This is a genomic window from Rhizobacter sp. Root404 (genome assembly GCF_001425865.1).
In the GTDB taxonomy this organism is placed as follows: Bacteria; Pseudomonadota; Gammaproteobacteria; order Burkholderiales; family Burkholderiaceae_C; genus LMDS01.
Genome location: NZ_LMDS01000011.1, coordinates 1 through 17,112 on the forward strand (window position 1 = coordinate 1; position 17,112 = coordinate 17,112).

Annotated in this window: 14 protein-coding genes, 1 tRNA gene and 1 pseudogene; 15 read left to right on the top strand and 1 reads right to left on the bottom strand. The window is 64.5% G+C overall.

The genetic code is table 11. From position 1 onward, the window contains the following. The 11 genes and pseudogenes from tuf to ASC76_RS24170 all read left to right on the top strand — a co-directional run. Positions 1-158, top strand: a pseudogene (gene tuf / locus ASC76_RS24975) (elongation factor Tu); the annotation flags it as partial. 11 nt (positions 159-169) lie between these two features. Beyond that, positions 170-245, top strand: a tRNA-Trp gene (locus ASC76_RS24125). A gap of 124 nt (positions 246-369) precedes the next feature. After that, positions 370-756 (top strand): preprotein translocase subunit SecE, encoded by a 387-nt coding sequence (gene secE, locus ASC76_RS24130; protein WP_056473203.1) that lies wholly within the window; start codon positions 370-372, stop codon positions 754-756. 23 nt (positions 757-779) lie between these two features. Then, the gene (gene nusG / locus ASC76_RS24135; RefSeq protein WP_056473205.1) at positions 780-1,367 is read left to right on the top strand and encodes a transcription termination/antitermination protein NusG; all 588 of its coding nucleotides are present in this window, start codon (positions 780-782) and stop codon (positions 1,365-1,367) included. A 142-nt stretch (positions 1,368-1,509) separates the two neighbouring features. Further along, positions 1,510-1,944 carry a 50S ribosomal protein L11 gene (gene rplK / locus ASC76_RS24140; RefSeq protein ID WP_056473208.1) on the top strand — a complete coding sequence of 145 codons (435 nt, stop codon included), beginning with the start codon at positions 1,510-1,512 and terminating at the stop codon, positions 1,942-1,944. A 2-nt stretch (positions 1,945-1,946) separates the two neighbouring features. Then, entirely contained in the window at positions 1,947-2,657 is a 711-nt protein-coding gene (gene rplA, locus ASC76_RS24145; protein ID WP_056473211.1) for a 50S ribosomal protein L1, read from the top strand. Between the two features lie 287 nt (positions 2,658-2,944). Next, positions 2,945-3,505 carry a 50S ribosomal protein L10 gene (rplJ, locus tag ASC76_RS24150; RefSeq protein ID WP_056473214.1) on the top strand — a complete coding sequence of 187 codons (561 nt, stop codon included), beginning with the start codon at positions 2,945-2,947 and terminating at the stop codon, positions 3,503-3,505. A 47-nt stretch (positions 3,506-3,552) separates the two neighbouring features. Further along, positions 3,553-3,933 (top strand): 50S ribosomal protein L7/L12, encoded by a 381-nt coding sequence (rplL, locus tag ASC76_RS24155; protein WP_056473218.1) that lies wholly within the window; start codon positions 3,553-3,555, stop codon positions 3,931-3,933. 325 nt (positions 3,934-4,258) lie between these two features. Then, complete coding sequence (gene rpoB, locus ASC76_RS24160) at positions 4,259-8,383, top strand: DNA-directed RNA polymerase subunit beta (protein WP_056473222.1); 4,125 nt, start codon at positions 4,259-4,261, stop codon at positions 8,381-8,383. Positions 8,384-8,400: 17 nt separating this feature from the next. Further along, entirely contained in the window at positions 8,401-12,624 is a 4,224-nt protein-coding gene (gene rpoC, locus ASC76_RS24165; RefSeq protein ID WP_056473225.1) for a DNA-directed RNA polymerase subunit beta', read from the top strand. Between the two features lie 84 nt (positions 12,625-12,708). Further along, positions 12,709-13,089, top strand: coding sequence for a methylglyoxal synthase (locus tag ASC76_RS24170; protein ID WP_056473229.1), 381 nt, complete (start codon positions 12,709-12,711; stop codon positions 13,087-13,089). A gap of 19 nt (positions 13,090-13,108) precedes the next feature. Here the strand turns inward: ASC76_RS24170 and ASC76_RS24175 are convergent, their stop codons facing one another. Then, on the bottom strand, positions 13,109-13,564 hold the full coding sequence (locus ASC76_RS24175; RefSeq protein WP_056473234.1) for a putative toxin-antitoxin system toxin component, PIN family: 456 nt from the start codon (positions 13,562-13,564) through the stop codon (positions 13,109-13,111). Between the two features lie 166 nt (positions 13,565-13,730). On the opposite strand from ASC76_RS24175, the gene rpsL reads away from it, so the two are divergent. The 4 genes from rpsL to ASC76_RS24195 all read left to right on the top strand — a co-directional run. Continuing rightward, positions 13,731-14,108 (top strand): 30S ribosomal protein S12, encoded by a 378-nt coding sequence (gene rpsL / locus ASC76_RS24180; RefSeq protein WP_047493174.1) that lies wholly within the window; start codon positions 13,731-13,733, stop codon positions 14,106-14,108. Positions 14,109-14,256: 148 nt separating this feature from the next. Then, positions 14,257-14,727, top strand: coding sequence for a 30S ribosomal protein S7 (rpsG, locus tag ASC76_RS24185; protein WP_056473237.1), 471 nt, complete (start codon positions 14,257-14,259; stop codon positions 14,725-14,727). Positions 14,728-14,804: 77 nt separating this feature from the next. Then, positions 14,805-16,907 carry an elongation factor G gene (gene fusA / locus ASC76_RS24190; RefSeq protein ID WP_056473240.1) on the top strand — a complete coding sequence of 701 codons (2,103 nt, stop codon included), beginning with the start codon at positions 14,805-14,807 and terminating at the stop codon, positions 16,905-16,907. 118 nt (positions 16,908-17,025) lie between these two features. Next, on the top strand, positions 17,026-17,112 hold an 87-nt coding region (locus ASC76_RS24195), incomplete at its 3' end, for a GTP-binding protein (RefSeq protein ID WP_033473206.1).

A 17,112-nucleotide genomic window follows, 5' to 3' on the forward strand; every position in this document is an offset into this window, starting at 1 on the left:
AGCTGCCGAAGGACAAGGAAATGGTCATGCCGGGCGACAACGTCAGCATCACCGTGAAGCTGATCAACCCGATCGCGATGGAAGAAGGCCTGCGCTTCGCCATCCGTGAGGGCGGCCGCACCGTCGGCGCCGGCGTCGTTGCCAAGATCATCGAGTAAGAGGGTTCCACAGGGGCGTAGCTCAATTGGCAGAGCGCTGGTCTCCAAAACCAGAGGTTGGGGGTTCGATGCCCTCCGCCCCTGCCAGCTAACTGAGCAGCTGGCGAATCCATCAGCGGCCCGCAAAGTCCCGAAAGGGGCCGGCGGGCTTTGCTGCTAGTAGGCGGCACGGCTTTTGGGGCCGAGACCGCGACGAATCGAAATCAACACCATGGCCAATCCTCCACAAGTCGAAACGATCTCCACCGGCGCAGACAAGGCCAAGCTGGCCGTCGCTGGCGTGCTGGTCGTGGCCGCCGTGGTCGTGTTCTACATGCTGGCCAGGCAGGACCTGTGGGTGCGCGTCGGCGCGCTGATGGTGCTGCTCGCCGCCGCGGTCGCCACCTTCTTCACCTCGGAGACGGGCAAGGAACTGATCGCCTACGGCCGCGATTCGATCCGCGAGGTCAAGAAGGTCGTGTGGCCGACCCGCAAGGAAGCGCTGCAGATGACCGCCTACGTGTTCGCGTTCGTGTTCGTGATGGCGCTGTTCCTGTTCCTGACCGACAAGACGCTCGAGTGGCTGCTGTACGACCTGATCCTGGGCTGGAAGCGTTGAGGGCCCGCTGAGGCACACATCCTATGACCGAAGAACTCAACACCGCCGTCGTGACGCCCGAGACCGTGGCGCCCGCCACGAACAAGCGCTGGTATGTCGTGCACGCCTACTCCGGCATGGAAAAGGCCGTCGAGCGCAACCTTCGCGAGCGCATCGACCGCTCGGAGTTGCAGGACAAGTTCGGCCGCATCCTGGTGCCGATGGAAGAAGTCGTCGAGCTGAAGAACGGCAAGAAGTCCGTGTCCGAGCGCCGTTTCTTCCCCGGCTACGTGCTGGTCGAGATGGAGATGGGTGACGACACCTGGCACCTGGTCAAGCACACCAGCAAGGTCACCGGCTTTGTCGGCGGCGCCAAGAACCGGCCGTCGCCGATCTCGGAAGCCGAGGTGCTGAAGATCGTCCACCAGATGCAAGAGGGTGTCGAAAAGCCGCGCCCGAAGGTCCAGTGGGAAGTGGGCGAGCTGGTGCGCATCAAGGAAGGCCCGTTCACCGACTTCAATGGTGCGGTCGAGGACGTCAACTACGACAAGTCCAAGGTTCGCGTCTCGGTCACGATCTTCGGTCGGGCCACCCCGGTGGAGCTCGACTTCGCGCAGGTCGAGAAGGTTTAGTGAGTTCGGCGCGGCACTCTTGAGCCGCACCCGTAGCCAGTCCGAGACGAGATTCGGACAAGAGGAGCCCAGGTAACCAGCCCTGGGCGTTTGACTCAACAACCCACCTGCGCAAGCAACCGGGTTGCACTGGAGAGTAGAGATGGCAAAGAAAATTGTCGGCTTGATCAAGCTGCAAGTCCCGGCGGGCAAGGCGAACCCCTCGCCCCCGATCGGCCCGGCCCTAGGCCAGCGCGGCCTGAACATCATGGAGTTCTGCAAGGCGTTCAACGCCCAGACTTCGTCGATGGAACCCGGCCTCGTGCTGCCGGTCGTGATCACCGCGTTCGCGGACAAGTCCTTCACGTTCGTGCTGAAGAGCCCGCCCGCGTCGGTGCTGATCAAGAAGACGCTGAAGCTCGACAAGGGCTCGCCGAAGCCGCACACCGACAAGGTGGGCAAGCTGACTCGCGCGCAGGCTGAAGAGATCGCGAAGATCAAGATCAAGGACCTGACCGGCGCCGACCTCGACGCCGCCGTGCGCACCGTCGCCGGCACCGCCCGCTCGATGGGCATCACCGTGGAAGGAGTGATCTGATCATGGCCAAGCTCACCAAGCGCCAGAAGGCACTCGTCGGCAAGGTCGAGACGACCAAGCTGTACCCGGTCGACAACGCCCTGGCGATCGTCAAGGAATGCGCCGTCGCCAAGTTCGATGAATCGATCGACGTCGCCGTGCAACTCGGCATCGACGCGAAGAAGTCCGACCAGGTCGTCCGTGGCGCCGTCGTGCTGCCCAACGGCACCGGCAAGACCAAGCGCGTCGCCGTGTTCGCCCAGGGCGCCAAGGCTGAAGAAGCCCGGGCCGCCGGCGCGGACGTCGTCGGCATGGAAGACCTGGCCGAACAGGTCAAGGCCGGCAACCTGAACTTCGACGTCGTGATCGCCTCGCCGGACACGATGCGCATCGTCGGTACGCTGGGCCAGATCCTCGGCCCGCGCGGCCTGATGCCGAACCCGAAGGTCGGCACCGTGACGCCCGACGTGGCCCAGGCGGTTCGCAATGCGAAGGCCGGCCAGGTGCAGTTCCGCGTCGACAAGGCCGGCATCGTGCACGCCACGATCGGCCGCCGTTCGTTCGAGTCCGACAAGCTGGTCGGCAACCTGCGCGCGCTGATCGAGGCCCTGAACAAGGCCAAGCCGGCGTCGAGCAAGGGCATCTACCTGCGCAAGGTCGCGCTGAGCTCGACGATGGGTGTGGGCGCGCGCGTCGACATCGCATCGATCAACGCCTCGGCCGTCGCCGCGTAAGAAGGAAAGTGACGGTCGACGCGAGTCTGGCGTCGACCTGAATGAGTTTGGTGGGCTGCGCAAGCCGCAAGGCGAGCGCAGGTCATCCAAGACCGCTGGTGTGACCCTCGTGGTCGCTTAATGGACGGCCCGGCACGGTGTTGAAAACCGCGCAAGGCAACAAGCCAGCGCAGATGGCGGCTCACCGAAGAGGAATTCTCGAGTTCCGGTTCGGTTGTTTCGCTGATTACCTTGGGGTGTTCGGAGCCTGGCGACAGGCGAAGAACGCATGATGTGAGGAGTAGACCTTGAGTCTCAACAAAAGCGAGAAGCAGACCGTCGTGGCCGACGTGGCAGCCCAAGTGGCGCGCTCACAGACGCTGGCGCTGGCTGAATACCGTGGCCTCACCGTGGCTCACTTGGACGTTCTGCGCAAGACCGCGCGCGAGAAGGGTGTGTATCTTCATGTCTTGAAGAACACGCTGGCTCGTCGCGCCGTTGCGGGCACGCCGTTCGAGGTGGCCTCGGAGAGCATGGTCGGCCCGCTGATCTATGGTTTTTCCGAAGACGCTGTCGCCGCGGCCAAGGTCCTGTCGGACTTTGCCAAGGGCAACGACAAGCTGATCGTCAAGGGTGGCGCCTACGCAGGCAAGTCTCTGAATGCCGAGGGCGTCAAGTCGCTCGCGAACATTCCGAGCAAGGAAGTCCTGCTGGCGCAACTGCTCGGCCTGATGCAATCGCCGGTGTCGCGCATGGCGCGCGTGCTGGCAGCCATCGCCGAGAAGAAGGCCGAAGGCGCTCCGGCGGCTCCCGCCGCCGAAGCAGCACCCGCTGCCGAAGCGCCGGCCGCGGAAGCCCCCGCCGCCTGACCTTGAACGATCGATCTTTGTAACTATCTACTGAACTGGAAATCAAAATGGCATTCGATAAAGACGCATTCCTGACCGCCCTCGACAGCATGTCGGTGATGGACCTCAACGAGCTGGTCAAGGCGATCGAAGAGAAGTTCGGCGTGTCGGCCGCGGCGATGGCGGCTCCGGCTGCCGGCGGCGGTGGCGGCGCGGCCGCAGCGGCTGCCGAAGAGCAGACCGAATTCAACGTGATGCTGCTGGAAGCCGGCGCGAACAAGGTCTCGGTCATCAAGGCCGTGCGCGAACTGACGGGCCTGGGCCTGAAGGAAGCCAAGGACCTGGTCGACGGCGCGCCGAAGGCCGTCAAGGAAGCCGTGGCCAAGGCCGACGCCGATGCCGCTCTCAAGAAGCTGGTCGACGCCGGCGCGAAGGCCGAAATCAAGTAATTCGGCCCTTTTCACGAGGCTGGGTGCCGTTTTCGGCCCCCAGCCTTTTGTGCTTTCTCGGGTGTAAGCCCTTGTGAGAGCACTTGAAAGCGCGAACCTCGACAATCGAGGGTTCTTTCAAGTGTTTTCAAAAGCTCTCTGATCCGACTGCAGAGAGCGGGTTTGGTCGGGCTCCGGTGCAACGCCGGGGTTGTCCGCCAGCGGTTGGTAGTGGCCAACCACCAAGCTTCGAACCCCCCTCCTGCGGCAGGAGCCTGGGTTCGTAAGACAGTCGCCGACGGGAGCGGAGCCTAGGCCGGGCCGAGTTCCCTGAGACGGAGTGTGTATGGCGCAGCAAACAACCCCCTACAGCTATACCGAGCGCAAGCGTATTCGCAAGAGCTTCGGTAAACGCGAGAGTGTCCTCAATGTCCCCTATCTGCTGACGATGCAGAAGGAATCGTACGTCGCCTTCCTGCAGAAGGACGTACCGCCGCAAAAGCGCAAGCCCGAAGGCCTCCAGGCCGCATTCCTCTCCGCCTTCCCGATCGTCTCGCACAACGGGTTCGTGGAGATGAAGTTCATCGAATTCAACATGGCCAAGCCCGCGTTCGACACGCGCGAGTGCCAGGTGCGTGGTCTCACATATGCAGCCGCCGTGCGCGCGAAGCTGCAGATGATCATCTACGACCGTGAGAGCCCGCAGGCCAAGACGGTCAAGGAAATCAAGGAGCAAGAGGTCTACATGGGCGAAGTGCCGCTCATGACCGACTACGGCTCGTTCATCGTCAACGGCACCGAGCGCGTGATCGTCTCGCAGCTGCACCGTTCGCCGGGCGTATTCTTCGAGCACGACAAGGGCAAGACGCACTCGAGCGGCAAGCTGCTGTTCTCGGCCCGGATCATCCCGTACCGCGGCTCGTGGCTCGACTTCGAGTTCGACCCGAAGGACATCCTGTACTTCCGCGTCGACCGCCGCCGCAAGATGCCGGTCACGATCCTGCTGAAGGCGATCGGCCTGAACCCGGAATCGATCCTCGCGAACTTCTTCGTGTTCGACAACTTCCGCCTGATGGACTCGGGCGCGCAGCTCGAATTCGTCGCCGACCGCCTGCGCGGTGAAGTCGCGCGCTTCGACATCACCGACAAGAACGGTGTCGTCGTGGTCGAGAAGGACAAGCGCATCACCGCTCGCCATGTGCGCGCGATCGAGCAGTCGGAGACGCAGTTCATCAGCGTCCCCGAGGACTACCTGATGGGCCGCATGCTGGCCCGCAACGTCGTCGACGCCGACACCGGCGAAATCCTGGCCAAGGCCAACGACGAGCTGACCGAAACGCTGCTGAAGAAGCTGCGCGCCGCCGGCATCAAGGAAATCCCGGCGCTGTACACGAACGAGCTGGACGAAGGCGCGTACATCTCGCAGACCCTGGCCGCGGACGAAACCGCCGACCAGCTGGCCGCGCGCGTCGCGATCTACCGCATGATGCGCCCCGGCGAGCCGCCGACCGAAGACGCGGTCGAGGCCCTGTTCCACCGCCTGTTCTACTCGGCGGACACGTACGACCTGTCGCGCGTCGGCCGCATGAAGTTCAACGCCCGTGTCGGCCGCGACGTGCCGGAAGGCGCGATGACGCTGTCGAACGAGGACATCCTCGATGTCGTCAAGATCCTCGTCGAGCTGCGCAACGGCCGCGGCGAGGTCGACGACATCGACCACCTCGGCAACCGCCGCGTGCGTTGCGTCGGCGAGCTGGCCGAGAACCAGTACCGCTCGGGCCTGGCGCGGATCGAGAAGGCCGTCAAGGAGCGCCTCGGCCAAGCCGAGACCGAAGCGCTGATGCCGCACGACCTGATCAACTCCAAGCCGATCTCCGCGGCATTGAAGGAGTTCTTCGGCGCGTCGCAGCTGTCGCAGTTCATGGACCAGACCAACCCGCTCTCCGAGATCACGCACAAGCGTCGTGTCTCGGCCCTCGGGCCGGGCGGCCTGACCCGCGAACGCGCCGGCTTCGAGGTGCGCGACGTGCACCCGACCCACTACGGTCGTGTCTGCCCGATCGAGACGCCGGAAGGCCCGAACATCGGCCTGATCAACTCGCTGGCGCTGTACGCGCAACTCAACGAGTACGGCTTCCTCGAGACGCCGTACCGGCGCGTGGCCGACGGCAAGGTGACGATGCAGATCGATTACCTTTCGGCGATCGAAGAAGGCAAGTACGTGATCGCGCAGGCCTCCGCCACGCTCGACGCGGAAGGCAAGCTGATCGACGAGTTGGTGTCCGCGCGTGACAACGGCGAATCGATCCTGACCTCGGCCGAGCGCATCCAGTACATGGACGTCGCACCGACGCAGATCGTCTCGGTCGCGGCTTCGCTGGTGCCGTTCCTCGAGCACGACGACGCGAACCGCGCGCTGATGGGCGCCAACATGCAGCGTCAGGCCGTGCCGACGCTGCGCCCGGAGAAGGCGCTGGTCGGTACCGGCGTCGAGCGCGTGGCCGCGAAGGACTCGGGCACCGTCGTCGCCGCCAAGCGCGGCGGCATCGTGGACTACGTCGACACCAACCGCATCGTGATCCGCGTCAACGACAAGGAAACGGTCGCCGGTGAAGTCGGCGTCGACATCTACAACCTGATCAAGTACCAGCGTTCCAACCAGAACACCAACATCCACCAGCGCCCGATCGTCAAGCGCGGTGACAAGGTGTCGGCCGAGGACATCATCGCCGACGGCGCATCGACCGACATCGGCGAGCTGGCCCTGGGCCAGAACATGCTGGTCGGATTCATGCCGTGGAACGGCTACAACTTCGAAGACTCGATCCTGATCAGCGAACGCGTGATCGCCGACGACCGCTACACCTCGATCCACATCGAGGAACTGGTGGTGATGGCGCGCGACACCAAGCTGGGCTCGGAAGAAATCACCCGCGACATCCCGAACCTGTCCGAACAGCAACTCGGCCGCCTCGACGAATCCGGCATCGTGTATGTCGGCGCCGAAGTGAACCCGGGCGACACGCTGGTCGGCAAGGTCACGCCGAAGGGCGAGACCACGCTGACGCCGGAAGAGAAGCTGCTGCGCGCGATCTTCGGCGAGAAGGCGTCCGACGTGAAGGACACCTCGCTGCGCGTGGACCAGGGCACCAACGGCACCGTGATCGACGTGCAGGTCTTCACCCGTGAAGGCATCCCGCGCGACAAGCGCGCCCAGCAGATCATCGACGACGAGCTGAAGCGCTACCGCCTCGACCTGAACGACCAGCTGCGCATCGTCGAGGCCGACGCGTTCGACCGGATCGAGAAGCTGCTGGTGGGTCAGACCGCCAACGGCGGCCCGCAGAAGATCGCCAAGGGCACCGTGATCGACAAGGCCTACATGGCCAGCGTCGAGAAGTACCACTGGTTCGACATCCGCCCGGCCGACGAAGCCGTCGCGAGCCAGCTCGAGAGCGTGAAGAACTCGCTCGAGCAGACGCGCCACAGTTTCGACCTCGCGTTCGAAGAGAAGCGCAAGAAGCTGACGCAGGGCGACGAGCTGCCCGCCGGCGTGCTGAAGATGGTCAAGGTCTACCTGGCCGTCAAGCGCCGCCTGCAGCCGGGCGACAAGATGGCCGGCCGCCACGGCAACAAGGGTGTCGTGTCCAAGGTCGTGCCGGTGGAAGACATGCCGTACATGGCCGACGGCACGCCGTGCGACATCGTGCTGAACCCGCTCGGCGTGCCGTCGCGGATGAACGTTGGCCAGGTGCTCGAGGTTCACCTCGGCTGGGCCGGCAAGGGCATCGGCCAGCGCATCGAGACGATGCTGCGCGAGCAGGTCAAGGTCGCCGAGATCCGCAAGTTCCTCGACGAGCTGTACAACAAGTCGGGCGGCAAGGGCGAGCGCCTGAACGACCTCAGCGATGCCGAGATCGTCGAGATGGCGGGCAACCTGAGCAAGGGCGTGCCGTTCGCGACGCCGGTGTTCGACGGTGCCGCGGAAGAAGAGATCCGCGCGATGCTGAAGCTCGCCTACCCGGACGACATCGCGAAGGCCAAGGGCCTGACCGAGACCCGCACGCAGGCCACGCTGCACGACGGCCGCACCGGCGAGGCGTTCGAGCGCCCCGTCACGGTCGGCTACATGCACGTGCTGAAGCTGCACCACCTGGTCGACGACAAGATGCACGCGCGCTCCACCGGCCCGTACTCGCTCGTCACGCAGCAACCGCTCGGCGGCAAGGCCCAGTTCGGCGGCCAGCGCTTCGGTGAAATGGAAGTGTGGGCACTGGAAGCCTACGGCGCGTCCTACGTGCTGCAGGAAATGCTCACCGTCAAGTCCGACGACGTCAACGGCCGCACCAAGGTGTACGAGTCGATCGTCAAGGGCGAGCACGCCATCGAAGCCGGCATGCCGGAATCGTTCAATGTCTTGGTCAAGGAAATCAGGTCCCTTGGCATCGACATCGAACTCGAACGCAACTAAGAAGGAAGGAAACAGACATGAAGGGTTTACTCGATCTGTTCCGTCAGTTCACGCCGGATGAGCACTTCGATGCCATCAAGATCGGCCTGGCTTCCCCCGAAAAAATTCGGTCCTGGTCGTTCGGCGAAGTCAAGAAGCCGGAGACCATCAACTACCGCACCTTCAAGCCGGAGCGTGACGGGCTGTTCTGCGCCAAGATCTTCGGGCCGATCAAGGACTACGAGTGCCTGTGCGGCAAGTACAAGCGTCTGAAGCACCGTGGCGTGATCTGCGAGAAGTGCGGCGTCGAAGTGACGCAGACCAAGGTCCGCCGCGAGCGCATGGGTCACATCGACCTGGCCGCGCCGTGCGCGCACATCTGGTTCCTGAAGTCGCTGCCGTCGCGCCTGGGCCTGGTGCTCGACATGACGCTGCGCGACATCGAGCGCGTGCTGTACTTCGAGGCGTATGTCGTCGTCGACCCGGGCATGACCCCGCTGAAGAAGTTCAGCATCATGTCCGAAGACGACTTCGATGCGAAGCGAACCGAGTTCGGTGACGAGTTCGTCGCGTTGATGGGCGCCGAGGGCGTGCACAAGCTGCTGGCCGAGATCGACCTCGACGTCGAGATCGACAAGCTGCGCAACGACATGACCGGCTCCGAGCTGAAGGTCAAGAAGAACTCCAAGCGCCTTAAGGTGATGGAAGCCTTCAAGAAGTCGGGCATCAAGCCGCAGTGGATGGTGATGGAAGTGCTGCCGGTGCTGCCGCCGGACCTGCGCCCGCTGGTGCCGCTGGACGGTGGCCGCTTCGCGACCTCCGACCTGAACGACCTGTACCGCCGCGTTATCAACCGCAACAATCGTCTGGCCCGCCTGCTCGAACTGAAGGCGCCGGAAATCATCGTGCGCAACGAAAAGCGCATGCTGCAGGAAGCGGTCGACTCGCTGCTGGACAACGGCCGCCGCGGCAAGGCGATGACGGGCGCGAACAAGCGTGCCCTGAAGTCGCTGGCCGACATGATCAAGGGCAAGTCGGGTCGGTTCCGCCAGAACCTGCTGGGCAAGCGCGTCGACTACTCGGGCCGTTCGGTCATCGTGGTCGGCCCGACGCTCAAGCTGCACCAGTGCGGCCTGCCCAAGCTGATGGCGCTCGAGCTGTTCAAGCCGTTCATCTTCTCGCGTCTGGAAGCGATGGGCATCGCCACGACCATCAAGGCGGCGAAGAAGGAAGTCGAATCCGGCACGCCGGTGGTCTGGGACATCCTCGAGGAGGTCATCAAGGAGCACCCGGTCCTGCTGAACCGCGCGCCGACGCTGCACCGCCTGGGCATTCAGGCGTTTGAGCCGGTGCTGATCGAAGGCAAGGCAATCCAGCTGCACCCGCTGGTCTGCGCGGCCTTCAACGCCGACTTCGACGGCGACCAGATGGCCGTTCACATCCCGCTGTCGATCGAAGCGCAGATGGAAGCCCGCACGCTGATGCTGGCGTCGAACAACATCCTGTTCCCGGCCAACGGCGAGCCGTCGATCGTGCCGTCGCAGGACGTGGTGCTGGGCCTGTACTACGCGACGCGCGACCGCATCAACGCCAAGGGCGAAGGCATCATCTTCTCCGACATCGGCGAAGTGCAGCGCGCGCTCGACAACAACGTGGTCGAGATCACCACGAAGATCAGCGTCCGCCTGACCGAGTACACGAAGAACAAGGAGACCGGCGAGTTCACCGCGTCGACCCAGCTCGTCGACACCACGGTCGGCCGTGCGCTGCTGTCGGAGATCCTGCCGAAGGGCCTGCCGTTCAGCAACATCAACAAGGCGCTGAAGAAGAAGGAAATCTCGCGCCTGATCAATACCTCGTTCCGCAAGTGCGGTCTGAAGGACACGGTCGTGTTCGCCGACAAGCTGCTGCAGTCGGGCTTCCGTCTGGCCACGCGCGCCGGCATCTCGATCGCGATCGACGACATGCTCGTGCCGAAGGAAAAGCACGGCCTGATCGAGCGCGCCGAGAAGGAAGTGAAGGAGATCGAGCAGCAGTACGTCTCGGGTCTGGTCACCTCCGGCGAGCGCTATAACAAGGTGGTCGACATCTGGGGCAAGACCGGCGACGAAGTCGGCAAGGTCATGATGAGCCAGCTGTCGAAGCAGAAGACGATCGACCGCCACGGCAAGACGGTGGACCAGGAGTCGTTCAACTCCATCTACATGATGGCCGACTCGGGTGCGCGCGGTTCTGCCGCGCAGATCCGCCAGCTGGCCGGCATGCGGGGGCTGATGGCCAAGCCGGACGGCTCGATCATCGAGACGCCGATCACTGCGAACTTCCGTGAAGGCCTGAACGTCCTGCAGTACTTCATCTCCACCCACGGCGCCCGCAAGGGCCTCGCGGACACGGCGCTGAAGACCGCCAACTCGGGCTACCTGACGCGCCGCCTGGTCGACGTGACGCAGGACCTGGTCGTGATCGAGGACGATTGCGGCACCGAGAACGGCATGAACCAGCGCGCGCTGGTCGAAGGCGGCGAAGTGATCGAATCGCTGCGCGACCGCATCCTCGGCCGCGTCACCGCGATCGAGGTGCAGCACCCGGAGACGCAGGAAACCCTGCTCGGCGCCGGCACGCTGATGGACGAGGACATCCTCGACACACTGGAAGCGGCGGGCGTCGACGAGGTCAAGGTCCGCACCGCGCTGACCTGCGCGACGCGCTTCGGCATCTGCGCCAAGTGCTACGGCCGTGACCTCGGCCGCGGCGGCCTGGTCAACATGGGCGAGGCGATCGGCGTGATCGCGGCCCAGTCGATCGGCGAGCCGGGCACGCAGCTGACGATGCGCACGTTCCACATCGGTGGTGCGGCGTCGCGTGCGGCGGTGGCATCGAGCGTCGACGCGAAGAGCGAAGGCATCATCGGCTTCAACGCGACGATGCGCTACGTGACCAACGGCAAGGGCGAGCTGGTGGTGATCTCGCGTTCCGGCGAGATCATCATCTCGGACCAGCACGGTCGCGAGCGCGAGCGCCACAAGGTGCCGTACGGTGCGCTGCTCAGCATCAAGGCCGACCAGCAGGTCAAGGCCGGCACGGTGCTGGCCAACTGGGACCCGCTGACCCGCCCGATCATCACGGAATTCGCCGGCAAGGCGAAGTTCGAGAACGTCGAGGAAGGCCTGACGGTCGCCAAGCAGCTGGACGAAGTGACGGGCCTGTCCACGCTCGTCGTGATCGACCCGAAGCGCCGCGGGGCGACCAAGGTCGTGCGTCCGCAGGTCAAGCTGCTCGACGTGCAGGGTAACGAGGTCAAGATTCCCGGCACAGACCACTCGGTGACGATCGCGTTCCAGGTCGGCTCGCTGATCCAGATCCGCGACGGCCAGGACCTGATGCCGGGCGAAGTGCTGGCACGCATCCCGGTCGAAGGCCAGAAGACGCGCGACATCACCGGCGGTCTGCCGCGGGTGGCCGAGCTGTTCGAGGCCCGCACGCCGAAGGACAAGGGCACGCTGGCCGAGATGACCGGCACCGTGTCGTTCGGCAAGGAGACCAAAGGCAAGGTTCGCCTGCAGATCACCGATCCGGAAGGCAAGGTCTACGAAGAGCTCGTCCCGAAGGAGAAGAACATCGTGGTCCACGAGGGCCAGGTGGTCAACAAGGGCGAGTCGATCGTCGACGGACCGGCCGATCCGCAGGACATCCTGCGCCTGCTGGGCATCGAGGAACTGGCGCGCTACATCGTCGACGAGGTCCAGGACGTCTACCGTCTGCAGGGCGTGAAGATCAACGACAAGCACATCGAGGTGATAGTTCGCCAGATGCTGCGCCGCGTGCAGATCGTCAACCCGGGCGACACCGGCTACATCCTGGGCGAGCAGGTCGAGCGTTCCGAGCTGCTCGGGCGCAACGACAAGGCGCTGGCCGAGGGCAAGCTGCCGGCGACGCACAGCGACGTGCTGCTGGGCATCACCAAGGCGTCGCTGTCGACCGACAGCTTCATCTCGGCGGCGTCCTTCCAGGAGACGACGCGGGTGCTCACCGAGGCGGCCATCATGGGCAAGCGCGACGAGCTGCGCGGGCTGAAGGAAAACGTCATCGTCGGCCGCCTGATCCCCGCCGGCACCGGCATGGCCTTCCACGACGCCCGCAAGGCCAAGGAAGCCATGGACGACGCCGAGCGCAAGGCCATCGTGATGCAGGAGGCCGAGGAACTGGCCGCCGTGCAACTCGCGGCGGTCGATGCCGCGACCGACGCTGCCGCTGCCGAATAAGCGGCGCGCTGCACACTCCCCAAGGGCGACTTCGGTCGCCCTTTTTCATGGGCGGATGCCGCGTGCGGGGGCTACGATGCCTTCATGAACATCGCGCTGATCGCCCACGACCACAAGAAGGCCGACATGGTCAGGCTGGCGAGCGAGTTCGCCGATTTCCTCGGCCGCTGTCGGCTGATCGCGACCGGCACGACCGGGGGTCGCTTGCAGGACGAGGTCGGGTTGACGGTCGAGCGCTGCCTGAGCGGTCCGCTCGGCGGGGATCTGCAGATCGGCGCCCGCCTCGCGGTCGGTGGCGTCGACGCGGTGATCTTCCTGCGCGACCCGATGACGCCTCAGCCGCACGAGCCGGACATCAACGCACTGGTGCGGGCGTGCGACGTGCATGACGTACCCTGTGCCACCAACCTGGCCGGCGCGCGCTGGCTGTTGCGTGCGTTGCGCGCCGCGCAGGCACCGGGCTGACGGCGGCCGCAGACGCGCTTCAGCCGGCCTCGACCAGGGGTCGCCACGCACCCGGCGGGATCACCGCGACACCGTGTTCGCGCAGGCGGCGTGCGAGCTTCAGCACCGCGCGGTCGCGGCTGATCAGCCAGCGCGCGCCGGCGGCCCGGGCGAGGTCGATGAACGGCTGGTCGTCCGGGTCGCTGCAGCGCAGCCGGCCCGGTGGGCCAGCGGGCGCAGGCGCCTGCTGCATCGTGCAGTGCTGCGACCAATGCGCATCGATGTCCGCCCGGTCGTGGAGCCAGGCATCCAGATGGCCGCGCGTCAGCACCTGGTCCAGTTCCTCGCGCATCCACGGGGTCGCGATCCAGCGCAAGTCGCCGCCGACGATCGCCGCGGCGATCGGTTTGAATTCCGGATTGCGGAACACCAGCCAATCGAGCACGGCGTTGGTGTCGAGAATGACGGTCGGCAAGGCGGTCGCTGGCGTGCGCATGGCTGCATTGTCACCGGCCAAATGGGTCGGTCTTGCGGGGACGGGCCGAGCGGCATACAATCGAGGGCTTTTCGGCAGACACTGCTGCGCTCTTTGCTGGGCCAATGACAGGTCACAGTAGCTAGTTCGCCGGAAACCAGTGACTTCAAACGGGAACAAGTTACCAATGCCTACCATCAACCAGCTCGTGCGTCACGGTCGCGAGACCGAGATCACGAAGTCCAAGTCGCCGGCGCTGCAAGGCGGCCCCCAGCGACGCGGCGTGTGCACCCGCGTGTACACCACGACGCCGAAGAAGCCGAACTCTGCGCTGCGTAAAGTCGCCAAGGTTCGCCTGACCAACGGTTTCGAGATCATCTCGTACATCGGCGGTGAGGGTCACAACCTGCAGGAGCACAGCGTCGTGCTCGTGCGCGGCGGTCGCGTCAAGGACCTGCCGGGTGTTCGCTACCACATCGTGCGCGGCTCGCTCGACCTGCAGGGCGTGAAAGACCGCAAGCAGTCGCGTTCCAAGTACGGCGCGAAGCGCCCGAAGAAGGCCTAAAGGCCTTCCAGCCCGAAGAAGGAAGGCTTAAAGCCTTCACCCCCATGCGGCAGGCCAATCCCGGACCTGCCGAGTAAGTGGATGGCCGCAGCGTGCCGTCCGCGGCGGGTGCGAAAGCACTGCGCCAACTGAAGCCAAAGGAAGAGAAATGCCTCGTCGTCGCGAAGTCCCCAAACGGGACATCCTCCCCGATCCCAAGTTCGGTTCGGTCGATCTGTCCAAGTTCATGAACGTCATCATGGAATCGGGCAAGAAGGCCATCGCCGAGCGCATCATCTACGGTGCGCTCGAGCAGGTCGAGAAGAAATCGGGCAAGGACCCGCTCGAGATCTTCGTCACCGCGCTGAACAACATCAAGCCGATGGTCGAAGTGAAGTCACGCCGCGTCGGCGGTGCGAACTACCAGGTTCCCGTGGAAGTTCGCCCTGTGCGCCGCGTGGCGCTCGCGATGCGCTGGCTCAAGGAATCGGCCCGCAAGCGCGGCGAGAAGTCGATGGCGCAACGCCTGGCCAACGAGCTGCTGGAGGCCGTCGAAGGCCGTGGCGGCGCGATGAAGAAGCGCGATGAAGTGCACCGCATGGCAGAAGCCAACAAGGCGTTCTCGCACTTCCGCTTCTAAGCCCTACTCAACCGTTACACGGCCGCTCCTCGGGTTTGTACGAACCCGCGAGCGGCCCACGCATTTGGAGTGCCATCATGGCCCGCAAGACCCCCATCGAGCGCTATCGCAACATCGGCATCTCGGCTCACATCGACGCCGGCAAGACCACGACCACCGAGCGCATCCTGTTCTACACCGGTGTGAACCACAAGATCGGTGAAGTGCACGATGGCGCCGCCACGATGGACTGGATGGAGCAGGAGCAGGAGCGCGGCATCACGATCACGTCGGCCGCCACCACCTGCTTCTGGAAGGGGATGGAGATGGGCTTCCCCGAGCACCGCATCAACATCATCGACACCCCCGGGCACGTCGACTTCACCATCGAAGTCGAGCGCTCGATGCGCGTGCTCGACGGCGCGTGCATGGTGTACTGCGCCGTGGGCGGCGTGCAGCCGCAGTCCGAGACCGTCTGGCGCCAAGCCAACAAGTACAAGGTGCCGCGTCTGGCGTTCGTCAACAAGATGGACCGCACCGGCGCGAACTTCTACAAGGTCTACGACCAGATGAAGGTTCGCCTGAAGGCTAACCCGGTGCCGATCGTGATCCCCATCGGCGCCGAAGAGAACTTCACCGGCGTGATCGACCTGATCAAGATGAAGGCGATCATCTGGGACGAGGCCTCGCAGGGCATGAAGTTCGACTACCGCGAGATCCCGGCCGAGCTGCTCGAGGAAGCCAAGAAGTGGCGCGAGAACATGCTCGAGGCGTCGGCCGAATCGAGCGAAGAGCTGATGAACAAATACCTCGAAGAGGGTGACCTCTCCGAGGCCGAGATCAAGCTCGCGATCCGCACCCGCACGATCGCGGCCGAGATCCAGCCGATGTTCTGCGGTACCGCGTTCAAGAACAAGGGCGTGCAGCGCATGCTCGATGGCGTGATCGACTTCATGCCGTCGCCGATCGACATCCCGCCCGTGCCCGGCACCGACGACGACGACAAGCCGACCGAGCGTCGCGCCGACGACAGCGAGAAGTTCGCGGCGCTGGCGTTCAAGCTGATGACCGATCCGTACGTCGGCCAGCTCACCTTCGTGCGCGTCTATTCGGGCGTGCTGAAGTCGGGCGATTCGGTCTACAACCCGATTCGCGGCAAGAAGGAGCGCATCGGCCGGATCCTGCAGATGCACGCGAACCAGCGTGAGGAAATCAAGGAAATCCTGGCCGGCGACATCGCCGCCTGCGTCGGCCTGAAGGACGTGACGACGGGCGAGACGCTGTGCGATCCGGAAGCGATCATCACGCTCGAGAAGATGATCTTCCCGGAGCCGGTGATCTCGCAGGCCGTCGAGCCGAAGACCAAGGCCGACCAGGAAAAGATGGGCATCGCGCTGGGCCGCCTGGCCCAGGAAGACCCGTCGTTCCGCGTGCGCACCGACGAGGAGTCGGGTCAGACCATCATCTCCGGCATGGGCGAGCTGCACCTCGAAATCATCGTCGACCGCATGAAGCGCGAGTTCGGTGTCGAGGCCAACGTCGGCAAGCCGCAGGTGGCCTACCGCGAGACGATCCGCAAGGCGGTGTCCGATGTGGAAGGCAAGTTCGTGCGCCAGTCGGGCGGCAAGGGCCAGTACGGTCACGTCGTGCTCAAGATCGAACCGCAGGAGCCGGGCAAGGGCTTCGAGTTCGTCGACGCGATCAAGGGCGGCGTGGTGCCGCGCGAGTTCATCCCCGCGGTCAAGAAGGGCGTGGAAGATTCGCTGCCGGCCGGCGTGCTGGCGGGCTACCCGGTGGTCGACGTGAAGGTCACGCTGACCTTCGGTTCGTACCACGAAGTCGACTCGAACGAGAACGCGTTCAAGATGGCCGCGTCGCTCGGTTTCAAGGACGGCTGCCGCAAGGCCGGCCCGGTGATCCTGGAGCCGATGATGGCGGTGGAAGTCGAGACGCCGGAAGACTACGCCGGTGGCGTGATGGGCGACCTGTCGTCACGTCGCGGCATGGTGCAGGGCATGGACGACATGCCCGGCGGCGGCAAGGTCATCAAGGCCGAGGTGCCGCTGTCGGAGATGTTCGGCTACTCGACCACGCTGCGTTCGATGTCGCAGGGCCGCGCCACGTACACGATGGAGTTCAAGCACTACAGCGAGGCTCCGAAGAACGTGGCCGACGCGATCATCACCGCGCGCGGCAAGTAAGTAATCAGGCTGGTCTTCTTCGGGGCATCGCGCGTTGCCAGTGGCGCGCGAATCAGTACCTCGATGGAAACCTTAAACACCACACTGGCAATGCTCTTTACTCCCTGGAGATATTGAAATGGCAAAAGGCAAATTCGAGCGGACCAAGCCGCACGTCAACGTGGGCACGATCGGTCACGTGGACCACGGCAAGACCACGCTGACG